This is a genomic window from Prevotella micans F0438 (genome assembly GCF_000243035.1).
In the GTDB taxonomy this organism is placed as follows: Bacteria; Bacteroidota; Bacteroidia; order Bacteroidales; family Bacteroidaceae; genus Prevotella; species Prevotella micans.
In genome coordinates this window covers 37,024-53,628 of record NZ_JH594523.1, presented here as the reverse complement: position 1 = coordinate 53,628, position 16,605 = coordinate 37,024, and the positions used below count along the sequence as shown (strand labels likewise).

9 protein-coding genes are annotated in these 16,605 nt (G+C 47.0%); 4 read left to right on the top strand and 5 right to left on the bottom strand.

The features are described from left to right. Positions 1-167 precede the first annotated feature (167 nt). The 4 genes from HMPREF9140_RS08020 (at position 168) to HMPREF9140_RS08005 (ending at position 5,521) form a co-directional block, all read left to right on the top strand. A complete protein-coding gene (locus tag HMPREF9140_RS08020; protein ID WP_006953193.1) occupies positions 168-1,412 on the top strand; it encodes a 3-phosphoshikimate 1-carboxyvinyltransferase in 1,245 nt (414 codons plus the stop codon). Between the two features lie 303 nt (positions 1,413-1,715). Next, a complete protein-coding gene (locus HMPREF9140_RS08015) occupies positions 1,716-1,952 on the top strand; it encodes a hypothetical protein (protein WP_006953192.1) in 237 nt (78 codons plus the stop codon). Between the two features lie 45 nt (positions 1,953-1,997). Continuing rightward, positions 1,998-3,788 carry a hypothetical protein gene (locus HMPREF9140_RS08010; RefSeq protein WP_006953191.1) on the top strand — a complete coding sequence of 597 codons (1,791 nt, stop codon included), beginning with the start codon at positions 1,998-2,000 and terminating at the stop codon, positions 3,786-3,788. 23 nt (positions 3,789-3,811) lie between these two features. Next, the gene (locus HMPREF9140_RS08005) at positions 3,812-5,521 is read left to right on the top strand and encodes a hypothetical protein (RefSeq protein ID WP_006953190.1); all 1,710 of its coding nucleotides are present in this window, start codon (positions 3,812-3,814) and stop codon (positions 5,519-5,521) included. A gap of 948 nt (positions 5,522-6,469) precedes the next feature. Here HMPREF9140_RS08005 and HMPREF9140_RS08000 read toward each other — a convergent pair. The 5 genes from HMPREF9140_RS08000 to HMPREF9140_RS10605 form a co-directional block, all read right to left on the bottom strand. Next, positions 6,470-9,286 (bottom strand): M16 family metallopeptidase, encoded by a 2,817-nt coding sequence (locus tag HMPREF9140_RS08000; RefSeq protein ID WP_006953188.1) that lies wholly within the window; start codon positions 9,284-9,286, stop codon positions 6,470-6,472. 134 nt (positions 9,287-9,420) lie between these two features. Then, the gene (locus tag HMPREF9140_RS07995; protein WP_006953187.1) at positions 9,421-11,430 is read right to left on the bottom strand and encodes a leucine-rich repeat domain-containing protein; all 2,010 of its coding nucleotides are present in this window, start codon (positions 11,428-11,430) and stop codon (positions 9,421-9,423) included. A gap of 628 nt (positions 11,431-12,058) precedes the next feature. Next, positions 12,059-12,940, bottom strand: coding sequence for a DUF6261 family protein (locus tag HMPREF9140_RS07990; protein ID WP_006953186.1), 882 nt, complete (start codon positions 12,938-12,940; stop codon positions 12,059-12,061). 309 nt (positions 12,941-13,249) lie between these two features. Then, entirely contained in the window at positions 13,250-15,874 is a 2,625-nt protein-coding gene (locus tag HMPREF9140_RS07985; protein WP_006953184.1) for a fimbrillin family protein, read from the bottom strand. 31 nt (positions 15,875-15,905) lie between these two features. Then, positions 15,906-16,076, bottom strand: coding sequence for a hypothetical protein (locus HMPREF9140_RS10605; protein ID WP_006951396.1), 171 nt, complete (start codon positions 16,074-16,076; stop codon positions 15,906-15,908). Positions 16,077-16,605 lie beyond the last annotated feature (529 nt).

Here is a 16,605-nt window from a genome sequence, read left to right as displayed (position 1 = left end):
ATTCATACGTGAGTTTTGATAATAAAATAGAAATCTCTGTAAAACTCCGACTAATATCTTTTTTAGTCGCTGGCACTCTGTGGCCGAGAATAGAGATAAATTCAGGGATAATTAATTGTGAGTATCTACTTACTTTTGCGTGAGTAAGAAAAACAATAAATTCAGGAATGAAATACACCATAAAAGCTCCCCAAAATATCGACACGATTATTAATCTTCCTGCCTCAAAAAGCATAAGTAATCGTGCTTTAATCATTAATGCGCTTACGGGTAGTGGTATATTCCCTCAGAATCTTTCGGATTGCGACGATACAGACGTGATTGTACGCGCACTCACTCTTAGACCCGATATTATCAACATTATGGCGTCCGGAACAGCCATGCGATTTATGACTGCCTATCTAAGTATTAGTGAGGGTGAGGAGCATTTACTCACGGGCAGCGACCGCATGAAACATAGGCCCATAAAAGAGCTTGTGGAGGCCCTTAGAAGTCTTGGTGCTGATATTGAATATGAGGTCGAAGAAGGGTTCCCACCACTGCGAATCAAAGGACGCCGATTGCATGGAGGCCAATTGGATGTGCCTGGCAATGTGAGCTCACAATTCATTTCGGCATTGCTGCTCATTGCGCCTATGCTTGACGATGGATTGGAACTTCGACTACTTGGCGAAATCATTTCGCGGCCCTACATTGACCTGACTTTGCACGTGATGCATGAGTTTGGAGCCATTGCCGAATGGACGGATGTCAATACCATCGCTGTTGAAGCTCAACCATATTGTAAACGTGACTACACGATAGAAAATGATTGGACATCGGCCGGTTATTGGTATGCCATTCTATCTCTGATTGCTGACCCCAATAGCAGAATAGTGTTGCCTGGACTTATGAATGCCTCACGACAAGGAGATTCGGCTTCGAAATACATCTTTTCACTACTCGGCGTGAAAACCGCTTTTGAAAGCAAACAGTCGGGTGTCCTAACAAATTTGATCCTCACGAAACATCAACGTCCTTTGCCGCGTTTCGAATATGATTTCATCAATCAGCCCGATCTTGTTCAAACTCTCATTGCTCTGTGCCCCGTAATGAACACGCATTTCTTATTTACTGGTCTTTCGAGTCTCCGAATAAAGGAAACCGATCGTATCGAGGCCATGCGACGTGAGATGGCTAAGTTAGGCTACGTGCTTCATATTATAGGCGACGACATCCTTTGGAATGGTGAACGATGTACTCCCGACGTTGCCCCGATAATCGATACTTACGATGACCACCGTATGGCCATGTCTTTCGCTCCACTTTCAATTTGTTTGGGCGAAATCACGATAAAGAATCCCGAAGTTGTTTCGAAATCATATCCTAATTTTTGGGCCGATCTGAGAACCGCTGGGTTCATCGTCGAATAATTTCCTCTCCACTGAAATGCTTTGAATCAAAAATACTATCCTTATTTGTGTCGTTTTTGAAAATATGTTTAATTTTGCAGCCGTACAATAGAACAAGTGTATCAAAATCAAGAAAGTAAAAATTAATGTCACGATAACTTAAATACGAGTTTCCTAAGAGGCATTATTTAGTTTGAACCTTAAATCTATTCGGAAGCGCCGAATAGATTTCTTTGTACGATTTACCCGCCTAGCGCCCCTTTTACTCGGGTAAATATTTCTGTGACGATAAAGTCTATAATTAAAATAGTGATTATATAAACGATGAAAGAAACAGAACAATTGGCTGAATATGTCAAGCCCGCCATCACAGTTTGTCGGGTTGACTATGAAAGTTATCTTCTTGACGCCTCTATTCGAGGCGAAAACACTCCCGGCTCCGCTCAAAACAGTGGCGGAGGCGCCTATAATCAAGGTGGCGGAGGCGCCGGTGTGGCCGAAGACGATAACGAAGTAAACAACGGTAAGCAATGGGGGAGCGTCTGGGAGGATGATCTCTAGGATGCTTTCCTGTTAGGAATTTAAACGATTAAAAAAATTAATTCAATGGGAAAAAGTAAATACTTAACCGTCCTTGCGTCATTTGTCTTGGCGCTAGGCTTATACGGCTGCTCCGGTGAAAACTCGCCGGTAGATCCTGTGAATCCCGACAATGGCGGCACAGAGAAACCCGAAGCGAAAGGCAAACAGTTTAGAGGTTTTATCGATTCCACTGCAATGCGCGAAAGCAATGGCTCACGTACTCTTGGAGTTTATGGAGAGTTAGACCCGCTGACTCATAAAACCGGTATCCGGTTCTATTGGGATGAGGAAGAAGATAAGGATTCTCCTACATTATATCTTTGGGATACTAAAACAAATAACTGGCGTTCATTTTATACACGCGATGTGTTGACTAGAGATGCGCAAAATCGTATAACTTCAGCTTCATGGTCTTTAGGAGGGTTAGCCTTAGATCAAGAGACTTATAAGATTAGATACGGTAATTATGTCAGTGGTAATCAAGCTTATTTCTATTCTGACCAAGAACAATTAGTTCCGGGACAGGCAAATAAACTGCGTGCTTATGGTGACTGTGGTACAGCTATAGCCGAAGATAATGGTCTTTATTATGACTTTACTCTAAAACACAGTGCATCTTTTATAACTTTTATGCCCTATGCCGGTGGAGCTGTTACTGACGAAAGCCATAAGGTTCTTGTAAATTGTAAGCTATGGAGAATCCGTATCTCATCTGACCAATTTATGGGAAATACTAGTCAATATTTTAAATTTAATGATAATGGTATAGACCAATCTCAGTGGCCTACTGGTGGACAGAAATATATCCAGGTACAGTGTGCCAAAGATAATAGTGGTACAATCACTGCTAATTATGGAATTCCTAGTAGTAAGAATGCGGCAAAAACCAATGGTGCTATCATGGTACTAGCCCCGGGAACCTACACCAATGTAAAGATAGAATATACGGTATATGATCCGGTAGTTCAATCGAGTGCCATATTCACCAAAAGTATTCCTACCCTAACATTAAATCCAGGAAAGAATCTTCCTATATATTCAGCGCTAACTTGTAAGGACTATAGCTCACAATTTGGTCTTTATCATATGTGGGGTGCACAGGACAATTATTGGAATAGTACTTTCCCCGCTTCTCACAATTGGGGGCCATTAGGAGTTCCCGCCCAAATAAACTATCCCTCAACGGGTCAATTGCGCTATTTTAGTAATGTAGATGCTGCTGCTTTAGCAGGGCCTAAGGATGCTCCTGCTGGTAGTAAAGATGCAGATGCTCCAACAATTAATCTGTTACATTGGTATGTGACCAAAGGAGACCCGCGCTGGGATCCGGAACCGTTTACCTATGATGGACATTTGTTTACAGGACGTATATGGTTCTTAAAGGCTAGTGTTATTGCTGATAACTATGGTGTATCTGTTCCGGATATGTCTCAAAAGATACAAGGAGGCAATGATGTAAGTGCTGGTTATACTTCTGAGAGTAGAACTCCTTCAGATTGGAGTGATGTACCAGAAGCTCAACGAGGTAATTATTTCTATGTAGTTCCGTTAGGTTATTATGAAAATGGACAATTAAAAATGCTTCAATCTACTAGTTATGGATATAGCTATTTTTGGTCTAGTACGGGATATGCTGGGTATGGTGTTGGTCACGCAAACAGTAAAATCTATGCCGCATATTTAAGGATACAGTTATCAAATCCTTATACAAATAACTCAAGTGCCGGAATACATATAGAAAATGATTATGATAGTGAGAACTATCGTACGAAAGGATATCAAACTTGGCCAGGAGAGCAGTTTACTTATAATTAATAGCAATATAAACTTTGAGTAATATGTTTCAAATAAGAAATAAAACGGTTTCAGCATTCGCTTTGTGCGCCATAGCAGTCTTTGGACTGTATGGCTGCGGTAGCGATAATATCGTGGACAACGGTAAAGATAAAGAAGGACAGGAGCAAGAACTTCCCAAGGTGTTGTTTACCGGTGGTCTTGGAAATGAAGAGACAAAAAGTCGTACAGGAGGTGTCGAAGATGCAACAAAACTCGACTTCGTTTGGACTGCTAACGACTATAAGTATTTCTTCGTTGACCTTGGCTCTCCCCAAAATGCTCCGGTGAATTGGAAGGCGGCCAAGTATATGACCCCAATAGAAAAGGATGCAGGAAATGATAAGATAATAAAGAAAGCTTCTTTCTATTATGAGGATATTCCGTTGACCAATCAGAATTATACGTATGCTTTACGTTATGTGGGTGGCAGTAATAATCCTAACCAGGTAAGGATAAAGAATATTCAAAAGCAAACCGGAGATGCCGGCTTTGCTGATCAGTTGGGTGAAAATGGCGATTGTTTTATAGGTTATGCTAGTGGATGGCACACTATTAGCTTAAAGAAGCCGGATGGTTCATGGTTTTATCCATATATAAATTATTATTTCAATCCTAATGGTGGCTATACTTATAGAGGACAGAGTTATCAAGCCGGCCACAAAGCGTCCTATATTTCGTTTATGGTGTATAACCTGAAAGGCGAGATGAAGAACACTTATATAAGTCAGGTGAAGATTACTGCCGACCAGGGTATAAATGGAACTCGTCCGTTTAGCGAAGCAGGAATCGACCTAACAACTCGTCCGAGTAACTCTCTGAATAAATATATCCGTTTGGAAATCTCCAATGGTCTATCGATAGCCGCCAATAGAGCAGATGCTCGTAAGAAAGCAGCTGTGATGGTTGCCTTCCCTGGTGAATACACCAATGTTCAGGTTGAGATAAAAATCTTAGACCCTGTATCGGGCACTGTCTTTGGTATTAAAAGAAACTATGCGAAGATGAAACTCGAGGAAGGGAAGAATCTGCCTTTATACTTCTCGCTTGATATTCCTGACTTCGGTCAGAACTTCGAAACCTATCATATGTGGGGCGCTAAAGACTACTATTGGATGCCGTCATCTCCGTTGCCCACTCCGCATAATTGGGTAATCACGGGCGGTGTTGGTTCTATCGCAGCTCCGGCAGCTCCTAATGATGTGTGGCCAAAACTAGATACCGACACGCGTTGGTACGAGAAGGATTATTATGAAGTGCAGTCTGGTACGGTAGACTATACCTCTGATGTGCCTAAACCCAATGATGCTTCATATATCCTTACTCAAGATTGCTATTGGGATAATGAAACGACTTATACAATAGATGGACATCTTTTCAAGGGTTTGCTTTGGATTCCGAAGATAATCAAAGGTCATGCTACTGCCTACGATGGTAATGATTGGAGTGGTGCTTCTCCATCGTCAGGCCATGAAAAGACTGTAAAAACAGGCGTACATAATGTTTCAGGCTATTTTGCACTTCCGGCGCTAGGCTGGTGGGTAGACGGCGCATTGAGTAACGTTGGAAAGGAAGGTCGCTACTGGCTATGGGATTGCGACCCGGATAATACTAATGACAATGCCTATAGCGTTTACTTCAATTCGCAGAAGATTATTATTCAGCACGACACGCCGAAGAAATACGGCTGTCTCTCTATGCCCAAAGGAAACTAGGGAACACAGGGTTATTGAAATATTTAAAAAGATTATTTAGGATGAGGGTGTGTCGAAAGACGCACCCTTGTTTTTTTATTCTATAACGAATAGGGCGATGTCGCTTGTCAGTGTCGCATTGTCCATCCGTCATTACGGAACAAACACCCCGTCCGGACAACAGGACGGTCTATCACAGAGTGTCTGCGGCCAGAAATCATTTTTGTTTTTCTATCACAGAGTGTCTGCGGTCGAAAATCATTTTTGTTTTTTCATCACAGAGTGCCAGCGGCCGAAAATCATTTTTGTTTTTCCGTCACAGAGTGTCTGCGGCCAGAAATCATTTTTGTTTTTTCATCACAGAGTGTCTGCGGTCGAAAATCATTTTTGTTTTTTCATCACAGAGTGCCAGCGGCCAGAAATCATTTTTGTTTTTCCATCGCAGAGTGTCTGCGGTCGAAAATCATTTTTGTTTTTCTATCACAGAGTGTCTGTGGCCGAAAATCATTTTTGTTTTTCTATCACTGGGTGTAGAACAACGGATGCCAATTCGGGCGGAAGGCCCGTATGTAGGGACAGACCCTGTGTCTGTTCCGCCTCCATGCCAACTCGGTCTACCGACCGCATAACAATATTTCATCCGGTCGCGTCCGCCCCTCTGCCAACCGTATAACATATTTCGTCCTGTCGTCCGGGTGCGGACAGACGCGAGGTCTGTCCCTACATACGGTCGTTCCGCCCGAGCGGGACTCTCTATCAAACCGGACTCGCGTAATTTATATAAAACTTACACGTAACCTTCCTTATGTTTCACTACTCTGTAATAATTTATTTTGGGTTACGCTAGTGGTTCTTCCCCCTCATAATTTATTTCCGGGGCAGTAGGAATAAAAATAAAATCCCCGAGAACTCTCTCAAGCTCTCGGGGACGACTATAAAAAATTCAATATAGTCGATGAAAATCAAACTCTATTTTGTGGGTAACATCACAACCTGAATGCGGTTTCCAGTTGCGGAGAGCGCCTTGAGGAAGTTGGCAATCTTTTTAGGAGTGACGCCCTTAACGGTGTCTTTATATTTGGTTTGGAAATCAACGCCAGTCCAAATATATTCATCGATGATGTCTATCCAGTGATTGTTGCTCTTTGCATCCTGGTCGGCTTGTTTGAGCATGAAATCTTTCACCTTCTGCACCTTGTCGGCGTCTACCTTGATGGTGTTGTCTTTCATACCTTTGCTGAGCAGTTGCAGAGCGAGATCAGCCTTTGTGGGGTCCATCGGGCAATAAACCTGAAGAGTTGCGATGCTCTTGCCGCCGCGGCGAGTTAATCCGCCGGAAGCGTTAACAGAGTAGGCTGCGCTGGCATCTTCGCGGATGGTTTTGAGATAAACCATCGATAGTACTTGTCCGGCAGCGTCGGCCAGTACAGAATTCTCGAGAGTGTAGGGCAGCATCTGATGACGGAAGTCGAAGGCTATCGATTTCGGTGTTTCCATCACGCGTTTGAACTTCTTCATAACGTTTCCTTTGGCATAGCCTGGAGTTTCAACCCAGTTTTCGGCTTTCCCACGCGGCAGGCAACCTATGTATTTCTCGATTAGCGGGCGCAGGGTTGCTTCGTCGAAGTTTCCAACGAAATAGTATACGAATTGTCCGGGGTTGGCGAAACGTTCTTTCCATATCTGCAAGATGCGGTCGTAATCTATTTCCTTCAGTGTGTTTACGGTAACCGGTGCGTGGCGCGGGTCGTTGTTGTAGAGAGCTACGGTGAGCGAGTCGCTGTAAACGCTTTCGGGCGACAGGTCTTTGTTCTTGAGAGCAAGCTCGAACTGTGCCATCATTGCGTTGTAGGCCTCCATGTCCTTGCTAACGGCTGTGAAGTGTAGGTAAACGAGCTGCAGCATCGTTTCGATGTCTTTCGGAACAGAGCTACCGCTTAAGAATTGATAGTAACTGCCAAGGCCGAGGTCTACAGAAACCTGTTTGCCATAGAGAGCTTTGGTGAGTTCTTGATGCGAGAAGTTGCCCAGTCCGCTTGTGCCGATGATGGGATTGAAAAGTTGCAGGTTGCTGTAATCGTCTTTGCCGTACGAACCCGAGCCGCCTTTGGCCATGGCCTGGAACAGGATTTCGTTCTCTTTGAAATCGGTTTTCTTCAGAATCACGCGAGCGCCATTGCTCAATGTGAGTTCTTTGAAGCCTAGAATTGGGCTCTCCTTTTCACGAACGATGCGGCCGGCTTTCGGCAGTTTAGTTTCGTCGAGTAGCGGTTCGTTCTTTGTGTTGTCAACATAAGGTTCAAGCTTTTCTGACCGCACTTTAGCAATTGTTTCGGCCATTTGCTCTTCGGTTACATAAACCTTGTCGGGTTTCTCCTGAGCGAAGATGAGAGCAACAAGGTTGCTGTCTTTGTCGGAGATGAGCTGCTCTTTGGCGAATGTGTTTATAACCTCAACGTTGAGAGCCGGCATTTCGATGAACTGTTTCAAGATTTTGTATTCATCTTCCTTGCTTGGGATAGGCTCGTTTTCGAGGAAATGGTCACGGAGTTCGTCGCCATATTGGTCGTTCTTAATCTTGTTGCGGTTGGTGTATTCAGACTCCAGTTGCGAAAGAATCTCGGCTTTTGTACGGTCGAATTCGGCAGGAGTGAATCCGTATTGATAAACCCGTAGAGCCTCGCGATAGAGAGCTGCCAGAGTTTCAAGGTCTTTTCCTTCCTTAGCTTGTCCACTGATTTGGAAAGCGTCCTTTGTGCTCGAGAGCATGAAGTTTCCGTCATAGCCATAAGCCATGGTGAACGGACAATCAGGTTTCTGCGACATTTCACGGAGACGCAGATTGAGCATCATAGAAATAACTCTTTTGGCATACTGGTCGATGTAGTAGCTCTGGTCGGCCTTAGCCTCCTTTGGCATGGCGTCGTGTTTCATGTAGATGTCAACCGAGCTGTACTGCATCTCTTTGTCTTTATCGGAAACATAGATAGCTTCCTTCGTGTCGGGAACCTGTTCCTCGACAACCTGAGCTGCATTAGCCGGAACTGTTACGCCACTCCAAAGTTTCTTGATTTGGTCTTCGATATGGTCAACGTCCACATCTCCAACAACGATGATACACTGGTTGTCGGGACGATACCATTTCTTGTAATAGTCGCGTAGAACCTGATATTTGAAGTTATCCACGATGCTCATCAAGCCAATAGGCAAACGATAGCCATATTTCGAGTTGGGATAGATTTTCGGCAATATACGTTCATAGATGCGCATAACCGGACCCTGATGCAACTGCCATTCCTGGTGAATCACACCGCGCTCCTTGTCGATTTCCTTATCGGCGAGCGTCAGACCATTCGACCAGTCTTTCATGATGAGTAAGCACGAATCGAGGGCCGATTGTCTCTTCGTCGGAACGTCGCACACGCGATAAACCGTTTGTTCAACGCCGGTGAAAGCATTCAGATTGCTTCCGAATTCCACTCCGAGCGAGCGGGTAAATTCAAGGAGCGTTGAATCCGGGAAATGCTCCGAACCGTTGAAGGCCATGTGCTCCAGGAAGTGGGCCAGTCCGCGTTGGTCGTCGTTCTCCTGAATTGAGCCCACGCGCTGTGCGATGTAGAAGTTAGCAACATTTTCGGGCCACTCGTTGTGGAGGATGTAGTAAGTCAGACCATTGCTGAGCTTACCTTGTCTTACGTTTTTGTTAACGGGAATCGGTCCGATTTGTGCGGATGCGATTCCGGCAACAAAAAGAAAGGCAACTAGAAATACATGTTTCAGTCTCATTTTTCTTCTGTTAAGTTTAAAGTTTAAGATAACGATAATGCCGCAAAGGTACGTAATAGAGAGAATAAACCCCGAAAGAACATTGTTGAACTTTCGGGATTCAATTATGTTATGTTAGCTCCTGGTCAGGCGATTTATTTGTTGAGAATCTTGATGACACGACCGTCGATGTTTAGTAAATAGATTCCGCCCGATTGTGGAAGAGCAACGCTTAGGTTGTTTACTCCGCTGCCCAACCTGACGCCGGCACTGTTGAAGACGCTTATTTTTCCGGTGGCCCGGACGTTAAGCACGTGGTTGGCTAGCGTTATGTTTTCCTTTCCGTCGGTGGGGCGATTAACCGATGATGGAAGATTCTCCAAAGGACGAATATCGGTGAAAGCGTTGCTCCAAGTTTCGTTGGCGCGATAGGCTTCCAGTGCTACTTGCGGCACCCACAGAACGGCTTCGTCGCCGATGCGGTCGAAAGGAGTCTGCCCTTCCGAACCTATTACCAATGCGGGAGGAGTTGTTGCGCGTACAATCACGCTGTCGAGCAACTGCGAACGGGCAAAGGCACGGAAATCTATGGTTGTTAAGCTTGAGGGTAAATCAACATTCATTAGCCAATCGCAACCCAGGAAGCAGGTCTTTTCCAGAGTGGTGACTCCTTCAGGAACTATGACCTTCCGAATGAAATTATTATCGGAGAAAGCGTCCTCTCCGATAATCTTCACTCCATTCGGAATTTGTATCGTGAATCTATTGCGGTGTTGCGGCGTGAAGATTAGTCGGTTTGTGCCTTTTTCGACCAGCATGTCGTCCATCAGGGTAAACGTTTCGCTTTCCTCAGCTAAATCCAAGGTTGTCAGCTCATAGAAATTATAGAACGGAACGCCGGCAACCTTCTTAAGTGATGCGGGCAGTTTAATTTCTCTTACGAACATTCCACCTGAGAATGCGGCTGTTTCAAGTTCTTCAAGACCTTCGGTGAGTTCAATCTCCTGCAATGAAATACACCACACGCCAACCGATTCAATCTTGCGCAACCGGGGCGACGTTTTTAAACTCAACAGGGCCATATTGGGTGTTAGATGTTCGCCGCGCACACTGAATGCTTCAGCGCCTATTACTTCCACTTCCGACAGCTTAGGATCGGCGCCCATGTCGATTTCCGTTTCGCCTCCCAGCCAGCGAAGCAGTGTCGTTCCGTTCTCGTCGAGCAGATAGCTGTCTTCGGGGATACCGGTTATTGCGGGGAACGGCTCTACGTGAACGAAATTTTTCCAAACCTCGGCCTCCCGATAAGTTTCTATCGCACCTTCGGGAACATAGAGTTTACAGTTTGCCAAATCGATTCCGTTCAGCGGAGCGTCGCCTTGCAATTCGGGCGTTATTGACGAGCGAATACTGATTTTCTGCAATCCCGAACAATTGAATAAGGCATTTTTACCAATCATTGTGATGCGCGGCGAAAGAGTCAGTTCTTGCAATTGCGAACAGTTATCGAAGGCTCTCCCGGCAATTATCGTAACAGTTGGCGGGACGGTGAAAACCGTTCTTGCATTGCCTCTCGGATAAGCCAACAGATAGCTCATATTCCGGTCGAACAGCACGTCTTTATACGAAGCCAAAGACTCATTCTCCTTGTCAACGCTAAAAGACTTTATCGACCTGCAGTTATAGAATACCGCATAGCCCAGTTCTTCAACGCTCTTTGGAATGAACACCTCCTCCAGCGAAGCGCAGCCGCTAAAAGCTGTATTGCCGATGTTTTGAACCGATTTCAGATCGACTCTCTTTAGTTTCTTACAAGCAAAGAAAGCATCGTTGCCAATCGACACAAGCGCATCGTTCCAAGAAATTTCCGAGAGTTCGTCACATTCCGAGAAAGCCTCGGCCTCGACAGATGAAGTTTTTCCGGGAAGCGTCACTTTTTTCAAACTCCTACAAGCTGCAAAAGCTTTTTCGCCTATTTTCTCAACAGTCGCAAATGCGGGGTCGGCCGTTAAGTTGAGCACAGACTCCGAGCCGAGCCATTTAGCAAGAGTTCTACCGTCGTCTTCGAGTTGATAAGATGCCTTAGGATAAGGCTGAGCATTAAGTTGCAACGGTGCGATGAATAACACAGCAATCAGTTGCGTAAGGAATAATAGATTTCTCATAAATAAAATGATTTATAAAATGAATAAGAAAGATATGTCTTGACTGTTTGAGTTAATGATGCTCGCAAATATAGGCATAAGTTTCAATTTAAGTGTTAAAAGGTGTCCTACTGTATGCTTTTACGGTTTAAGTCTGTTAGAAAAGAAAGCGAGTTCGATACAAGATAATTGCCCACCAACCTAACAGATGTCAAGTCGGCATGTAGGCCGCATGTAGGGACAGACCCCGTGTCTGTCCGTTCCCCGTCCAACAAGGACGGCATAATAAATACCAAATCACAGAACAGGTGCGAAATATTGTTATGCGGTCGGCAGACCGAATTGGTGTGGGCATCGGTATGGGTATCGGACAGACACGGGGTCTGTCCCTACATGCCGACTTGGCATCTGTTAGGTTGCAAACACATCAAAGGAAGATTTTGGGGATTATATAAAAAAGAGTCGACCTGCACGCGTCGTCGTGACGGATGCAGGTCTGAATGATTATATAAACGATATTTCTTTTCTTCCTCTAACTAGGAGAGGTGAGGAGCCTCTTAAAGCAAGAGGGGTATAAGGGGGAGGGAGGGGAATTCTCTAAAGCGGGAGAGGGTAATAATGACGAGAGGGAATCATCTCCACTTTGCTCCTATACCTGGTCTTCGCCGGGGTCTTCTTCTCTACCGGGTTTCGGGGTATCGCCGCCGCCAGGCTTTTTGCCATCGTCGGGCTTTTTCGGGTCGGAAGGTTTCTTCGGGTCGGAGGGCTTTTTATCTCCGCCGCCTTTTTTCTTCTTTTCGGCCGCGGCGCGTTGCGCTATCGTCATGTTGTGAATCTCCTTGAAGTCGGCGGAGATTTTGTTGACGTCAGCGATGAGTTTCGCGATGAGGTCGCGGTCGGCATCGGTGGCAGTCAAGAGATACGAGGCGTAGATTTGGTCGGCGATAATGTCCCACGCCCCGTCGGTTTTCGGGCGTGCCACTTTCGATGGGGGTAATGCCGAGGCCATCTCACTCGTGCGGCGTTGTTTGAGCAGTTTCTCGTAGTCTGTGTTCAGCGTGCGCAGCTGCTCTACCGATGTGTCGAGCCCGAGCAGCGTTACCTCGGCCGACTGTTTGTCTAAATCGTGCAGCATGCCTACCACGTGCGCCGTTTCTGCCGTAAAACCCTCTTCCTGAATGCCGCGATAGGGCTTCAGTACCAGGGTCAGTACGCGAGATGCCTCGCGCATGTTTTTCACGGTCGAGTACCGATTCACGTTGATGGTGCCGAGGATGAACGAGAGCACCGTGTCGCGCTCTCGGTCTTTTTCCACGAGCTGTTGCGTATAGATGGAGGCAGCCGTTTCGCGGTTGATTTCCTCCTCCGTGTCGATGGCTGCACGCCATGTTTTGAGCATCTCGTCTGTCACGTGCAGTTTCTGTTTGTCTACTTCTTCCACGGCATCGTATAGCGCGCGATGGTACTCCGTGTGGTGGGCGTTGTCGAAGCGCGACGCGTTGGGCCGCACAATTTTCTTTGATTTTGTCATAATGGTATGGATTTAAGTTGTTATGAATATGCCGGTGTCTGAATCGCCGACGTCGCTGGAGGACATTTACTCGTGGCGTCTGAATCGCCAGCATCGCCGGAGTTTATTTGCTCGCGGCGTCTGAATCGCCAGCATCGCCGGAGGTCATTTACTCGTGGCGTCTGAATCGCCAGCGTCATCGGAGGTCATTTGCTCGCGGCGGCTGATGGTGGCGTAATGCTTCGGGGCGGGTTTTGCCGATAGGTGATAGGGTTTGTATTTCATCTTTCTATCTTTTTTGTGTGTTCGTTGTTCCTATTTTCACTTTGTTTACTCTGCCACGGGACGTACAGCGAAAGCGCATGCGTGACGGTCTTGGCCCCACGGATTCATACGTTTCGAGGAGTCAAAATACAGGCCGCAACCGACTAGCGGATTACCCGGGACGGCCGACCAATACAGACCGTGGACGCCCACGTAGTACAACGAACCGTTACTGTGGAGGCGATAGCCCAAAGCAGGGAAGAAGACGGTATTGGTACCAACCCTAGACTTGAAGTTCCACCCAGCATTCCAAGCCCCCTCAACATTGAACTCGTTCAGGTTGCTCGTGTCCTGACCCGTGGTGGTAAAACCAGTGAAAGCATTGGATGCCGGTATCTTGAAGCCGGCAGGACAAGGATCATAGATGGTCTTTACGACAGGACTATCATTTGCACCTGTTGTTGTGTTGTCCATCGACCAGAAGTTGAGAAGGTTGTAGCCGCCAGACCCATACCAACCTGTGCCCCAAGTATAGAAGTTCTCTGGATGCTGGATACAATTTTGTATGGACATATTGTCACCGGCATCCTGTGTAAATGCACCTTCGGGAATTGTGTTTGTACCAGGCATTGGATCCTTACGGCCCCACTGGTAGAGCGTGGAAAACCCTTGGGAGACGCTGTAGTTATTCTGCGTGATTTCGATGTAGCCAAACTGCTTCGTACCGCAGTTGGCAGTGATCTGCTCCACCTTTAGGCGCACCTTACGGGGCTGGGTGTAGGAGGTTCTCTCACGCTTTTCGACATAACCTAAGGTACGCTTGGTGAATTTGTAGGTAACGTTCTGATGGTTTACTATCGGGATGGTGTTCAATACGTCGTCGTGGTCGAACCACAGATGCCACGACCATACGACCACGCCTCCCTTGGTAACAGCAATGACAGCGTTGCCGTTCTTAATCTTGTCCTGGGGTACACGGAAGTGGACGAAGGCATTCGTGCCGCTACCCTCGATGCCGAGACTGCTGGCTTCGACAATGCCGCTCTGGTCGGTCCATACAATCTTGGCACCATCGGGAACGTTTGCACCGCCGTTGGTTTGAGTAATCCAAGGATTATCAATGTCGATATTGGCGTGATCCTTGAAATGATACAAGACATCGGAATTACCCGGTGCCGCATTACTGGTATAAGCGTGAGGATTAGGACTGCCGCCCGTGATGGCATTACCGTAAACCAATGGAATCTTGTAATAGCCGGGAGCAGAGATCAGGTAAGAATTGGCGGTATTGCGGGTGGTCGCATTGCCCTTGTAGTCGTGGGTGGATAGGTCGTAATAGTTGCCGATAGAGCCTTTTCCCTGTGCGGTTTTCAGCACGTTATTGTATGCGGCCATCTGGTCGGTATAATCCGGTTTGAGCGTGCCCGTACCGGTTTGGGCAGCTGTACTGCCGTCGCCCTGGGTGAGAGTTAGGCTGGTGAGCCAGGCGGGCTTGGTGTCGCTCTCCGCGCTCCATGTGGCACCGCCGTCGGTGCTCTCTTGATATTTCACCACTCGCCATTTTACGGGCTGCTTTTCCGAACCTACTTGTCGGTAGCTGGTGATGCCGTAGTTGCCGGTTTGCGTTGCATCATAGGCAACAGCCGTAGGACTGGTGGCTTGAATAATGTAGTTCCAGTTGCTGTTCTTTTCGGTTATCATATACGTCTTGGTGGTGCCGGGCTTCCATTTCTTGCCTTCTATCTTGGCGGTAATGCTGTTGCCATCGCTAAACGTTACGACTATCTTGGCACCGGCGGGGAGGGTCTGGGGAACCATAAGGAACGTATGACCGTCTTTAAGGATGACGTTATTTACGGCTTCGCTGGTGGATACACCGATGTTGTCGAGCTTGTAGTTCTGTGTGGCGCTTTGGTTGCTCCACGTCTTGGTCTTTATGTCGTAGCGGCCTTTGCTGTAAACGCCTTGGAACTCTACGCTCTTGATGGTCTTGGCCCACGAAAGGTTCGAGCCTACGCCGAAACGGATGGCGGTCAAGGAGTGGTAGAACGTGAGCGGAACAACGTGTGAGCCGCCGCCGGTGCTAGTGTATGTAATGTCTTGCGTGGAGGCTGTCATGAGGTCTATCTGGTTTGCTATGTCAGTAGGCGTGGTAAAGTCTACGCTGGGTAGCTCGCCCGCCAATGGCTGAACTAATTGCAAATTGGGATTGCTACCATCAATGTATGGATAGACGGCATAGAACTGCAAAGTGCTCTCATCGCTCGTCCATACCTTGGGCGACACCATCGTACCGTTGGCAGCCACCTTTTCGTTGTAGAAGAAGTCGGGCTTGCCGCTGCCGTTCTTGCAGGCAAAGGCACCGAACGGGGCACCGATGGAGTTTTGAAAGTCGGAGCGGGTGGCAGGGGTGCGCTTTACGGGGTTCACGCCCGGCACGGTGGTTTCCTGCAAGCAGGCGTTGCCGGCTTCCTCGGTGAAGTCGATGCTATGAACGGCATAGTCTTCGGGATTATCGTTGAGCGTACGAGTCTGGTCTTCGGGGGCATCCTGAATATCGCTTACTGAAAAGCCCAAACCGTCTTTCACGCCCTGGCGGTTATTTACAATCTCGTCGTCGGCACAGGCTCCGAACGATAGCACGGCTATCATGCCGAGGAGCGCGACGGCCGAGCGATAATAAGTCTTCATTACTTGTTTCATTGTTGTTTGCTGTTTCTTGTTATTCAAATTCAATCTCTTCATCGTTGTCCTCGTCGGGGTCGTGCACTTCGGGGCCTCCGGGTTTGGGCTTAATCTCGCTAGGCACGAGCAAGTGGAACTCATGTTGCAATGAGATTGTCTCGATACGGGGCTGGACATAAACGCCCCTCGTAAATTCTTTTTTGTTCATACGGATAATGATTTTTATTTCGTGATTACATTATTTGTCATCGTGGCAAGGGGTGAAGGGATGGTTTGCTGTCCGACATCTGTGCCAATTCGGGCCCAGCCCGCATGTAGGGACAGACCCCGAGGGGTGATTTGCTGTCCGCACCCATCGGGCGCCAGGCCCGGATAAATACGCAATCGCTCGGACATTTCGACCAATAATATTGCTTCGGTTCGCAGAACCGAAGTGAGGCGGACAGACACGGGGTCTGTCCCTACATGCGGCCTACTGGCCGAGCGGGAGTTTTTATTTACTGAAATGGGAGTATTCGCCACACGGAAATCGTGCGGGTTTTGCGGATAAACTCTTTCCTTATTTTCTCTTATATCGGTTGCGGAAAGAGTACGAAAAACGGCATGGAGAATCCTTCCGGAATCTCCGTGTATAATGGATTTACGGCACGCTTCGCGCGCGCGTATGAAAAAGCTAATTAATAGGTCTGGCCTGTGTGTGTGTGTGTGTGTGTGTGTGTGTGTGTGTGTGTGTGTGT

Bases quoted from the DNA above. Each gene is read 5' to 3' on its own strand.
- HMPREF9140_RS08000 (WP_006953188.1), bottom strand. From the start codon at position 9,286: ATGAGACTGAAACATGTATTTCTAGTTGCCTTTCTTTTTGTTGCCGGA.
- HMPREF9140_RS08010 (WP_006953191.1), top strand. From the start codon at position 1,998: ATGGGAAAAAGTAAATACTTAACCGTCCTTGCGTCATTTGTCTTGGCG.
- HMPREF9140_RS08005 (WP_006953190.1), top strand. From the start codon at position 3,812: ATGTTTCAAATAAGAAATAAAACGGTTTCAGCATTCGCTTTGTGCGCC.
- HMPREF9140_RS08020 (WP_006953193.1), top strand. From the start codon at position 168: ATGAAATACACCATAAAAGCTCCCCAAAATATCGACACGATTATTAAT.
- HMPREF9140_RS07995 (WP_006953187.1), bottom strand. From the start codon at position 11,430: ATGAGAAATCTATTATTCCTTACGCAACTGATTGCTGTGTTATTCATC.
- HMPREF9140_RS08015 (WP_006953192.1), top strand. From the start codon at position 1,716: ATGAAAGAAACAGAACAATTGGCTGAATATGTCAAGCCCGCCATCACA.
- HMPREF9140_RS07985 (WP_006953184.1), bottom strand. From the start codon at position 15,874: ATGAAGACTTATTATCGCTCGGCCGTCGCGCTCCTCGGCATGATAGCC.
- HMPREF9140_RS07990 (WP_006953186.1), bottom strand. From the start codon at position 12,940: ATGACAAAATCAAAGAAAATTGTGCGGCCCAACGCGTCGCGCTTCGAC.
- HMPREF9140_RS10605 (WP_006951396.1), bottom strand. From the start codon at position 16,076: ATGAACAAAAAAGAATTTACGAGGGGCGTTTATGTCCAGCCCCGTATC.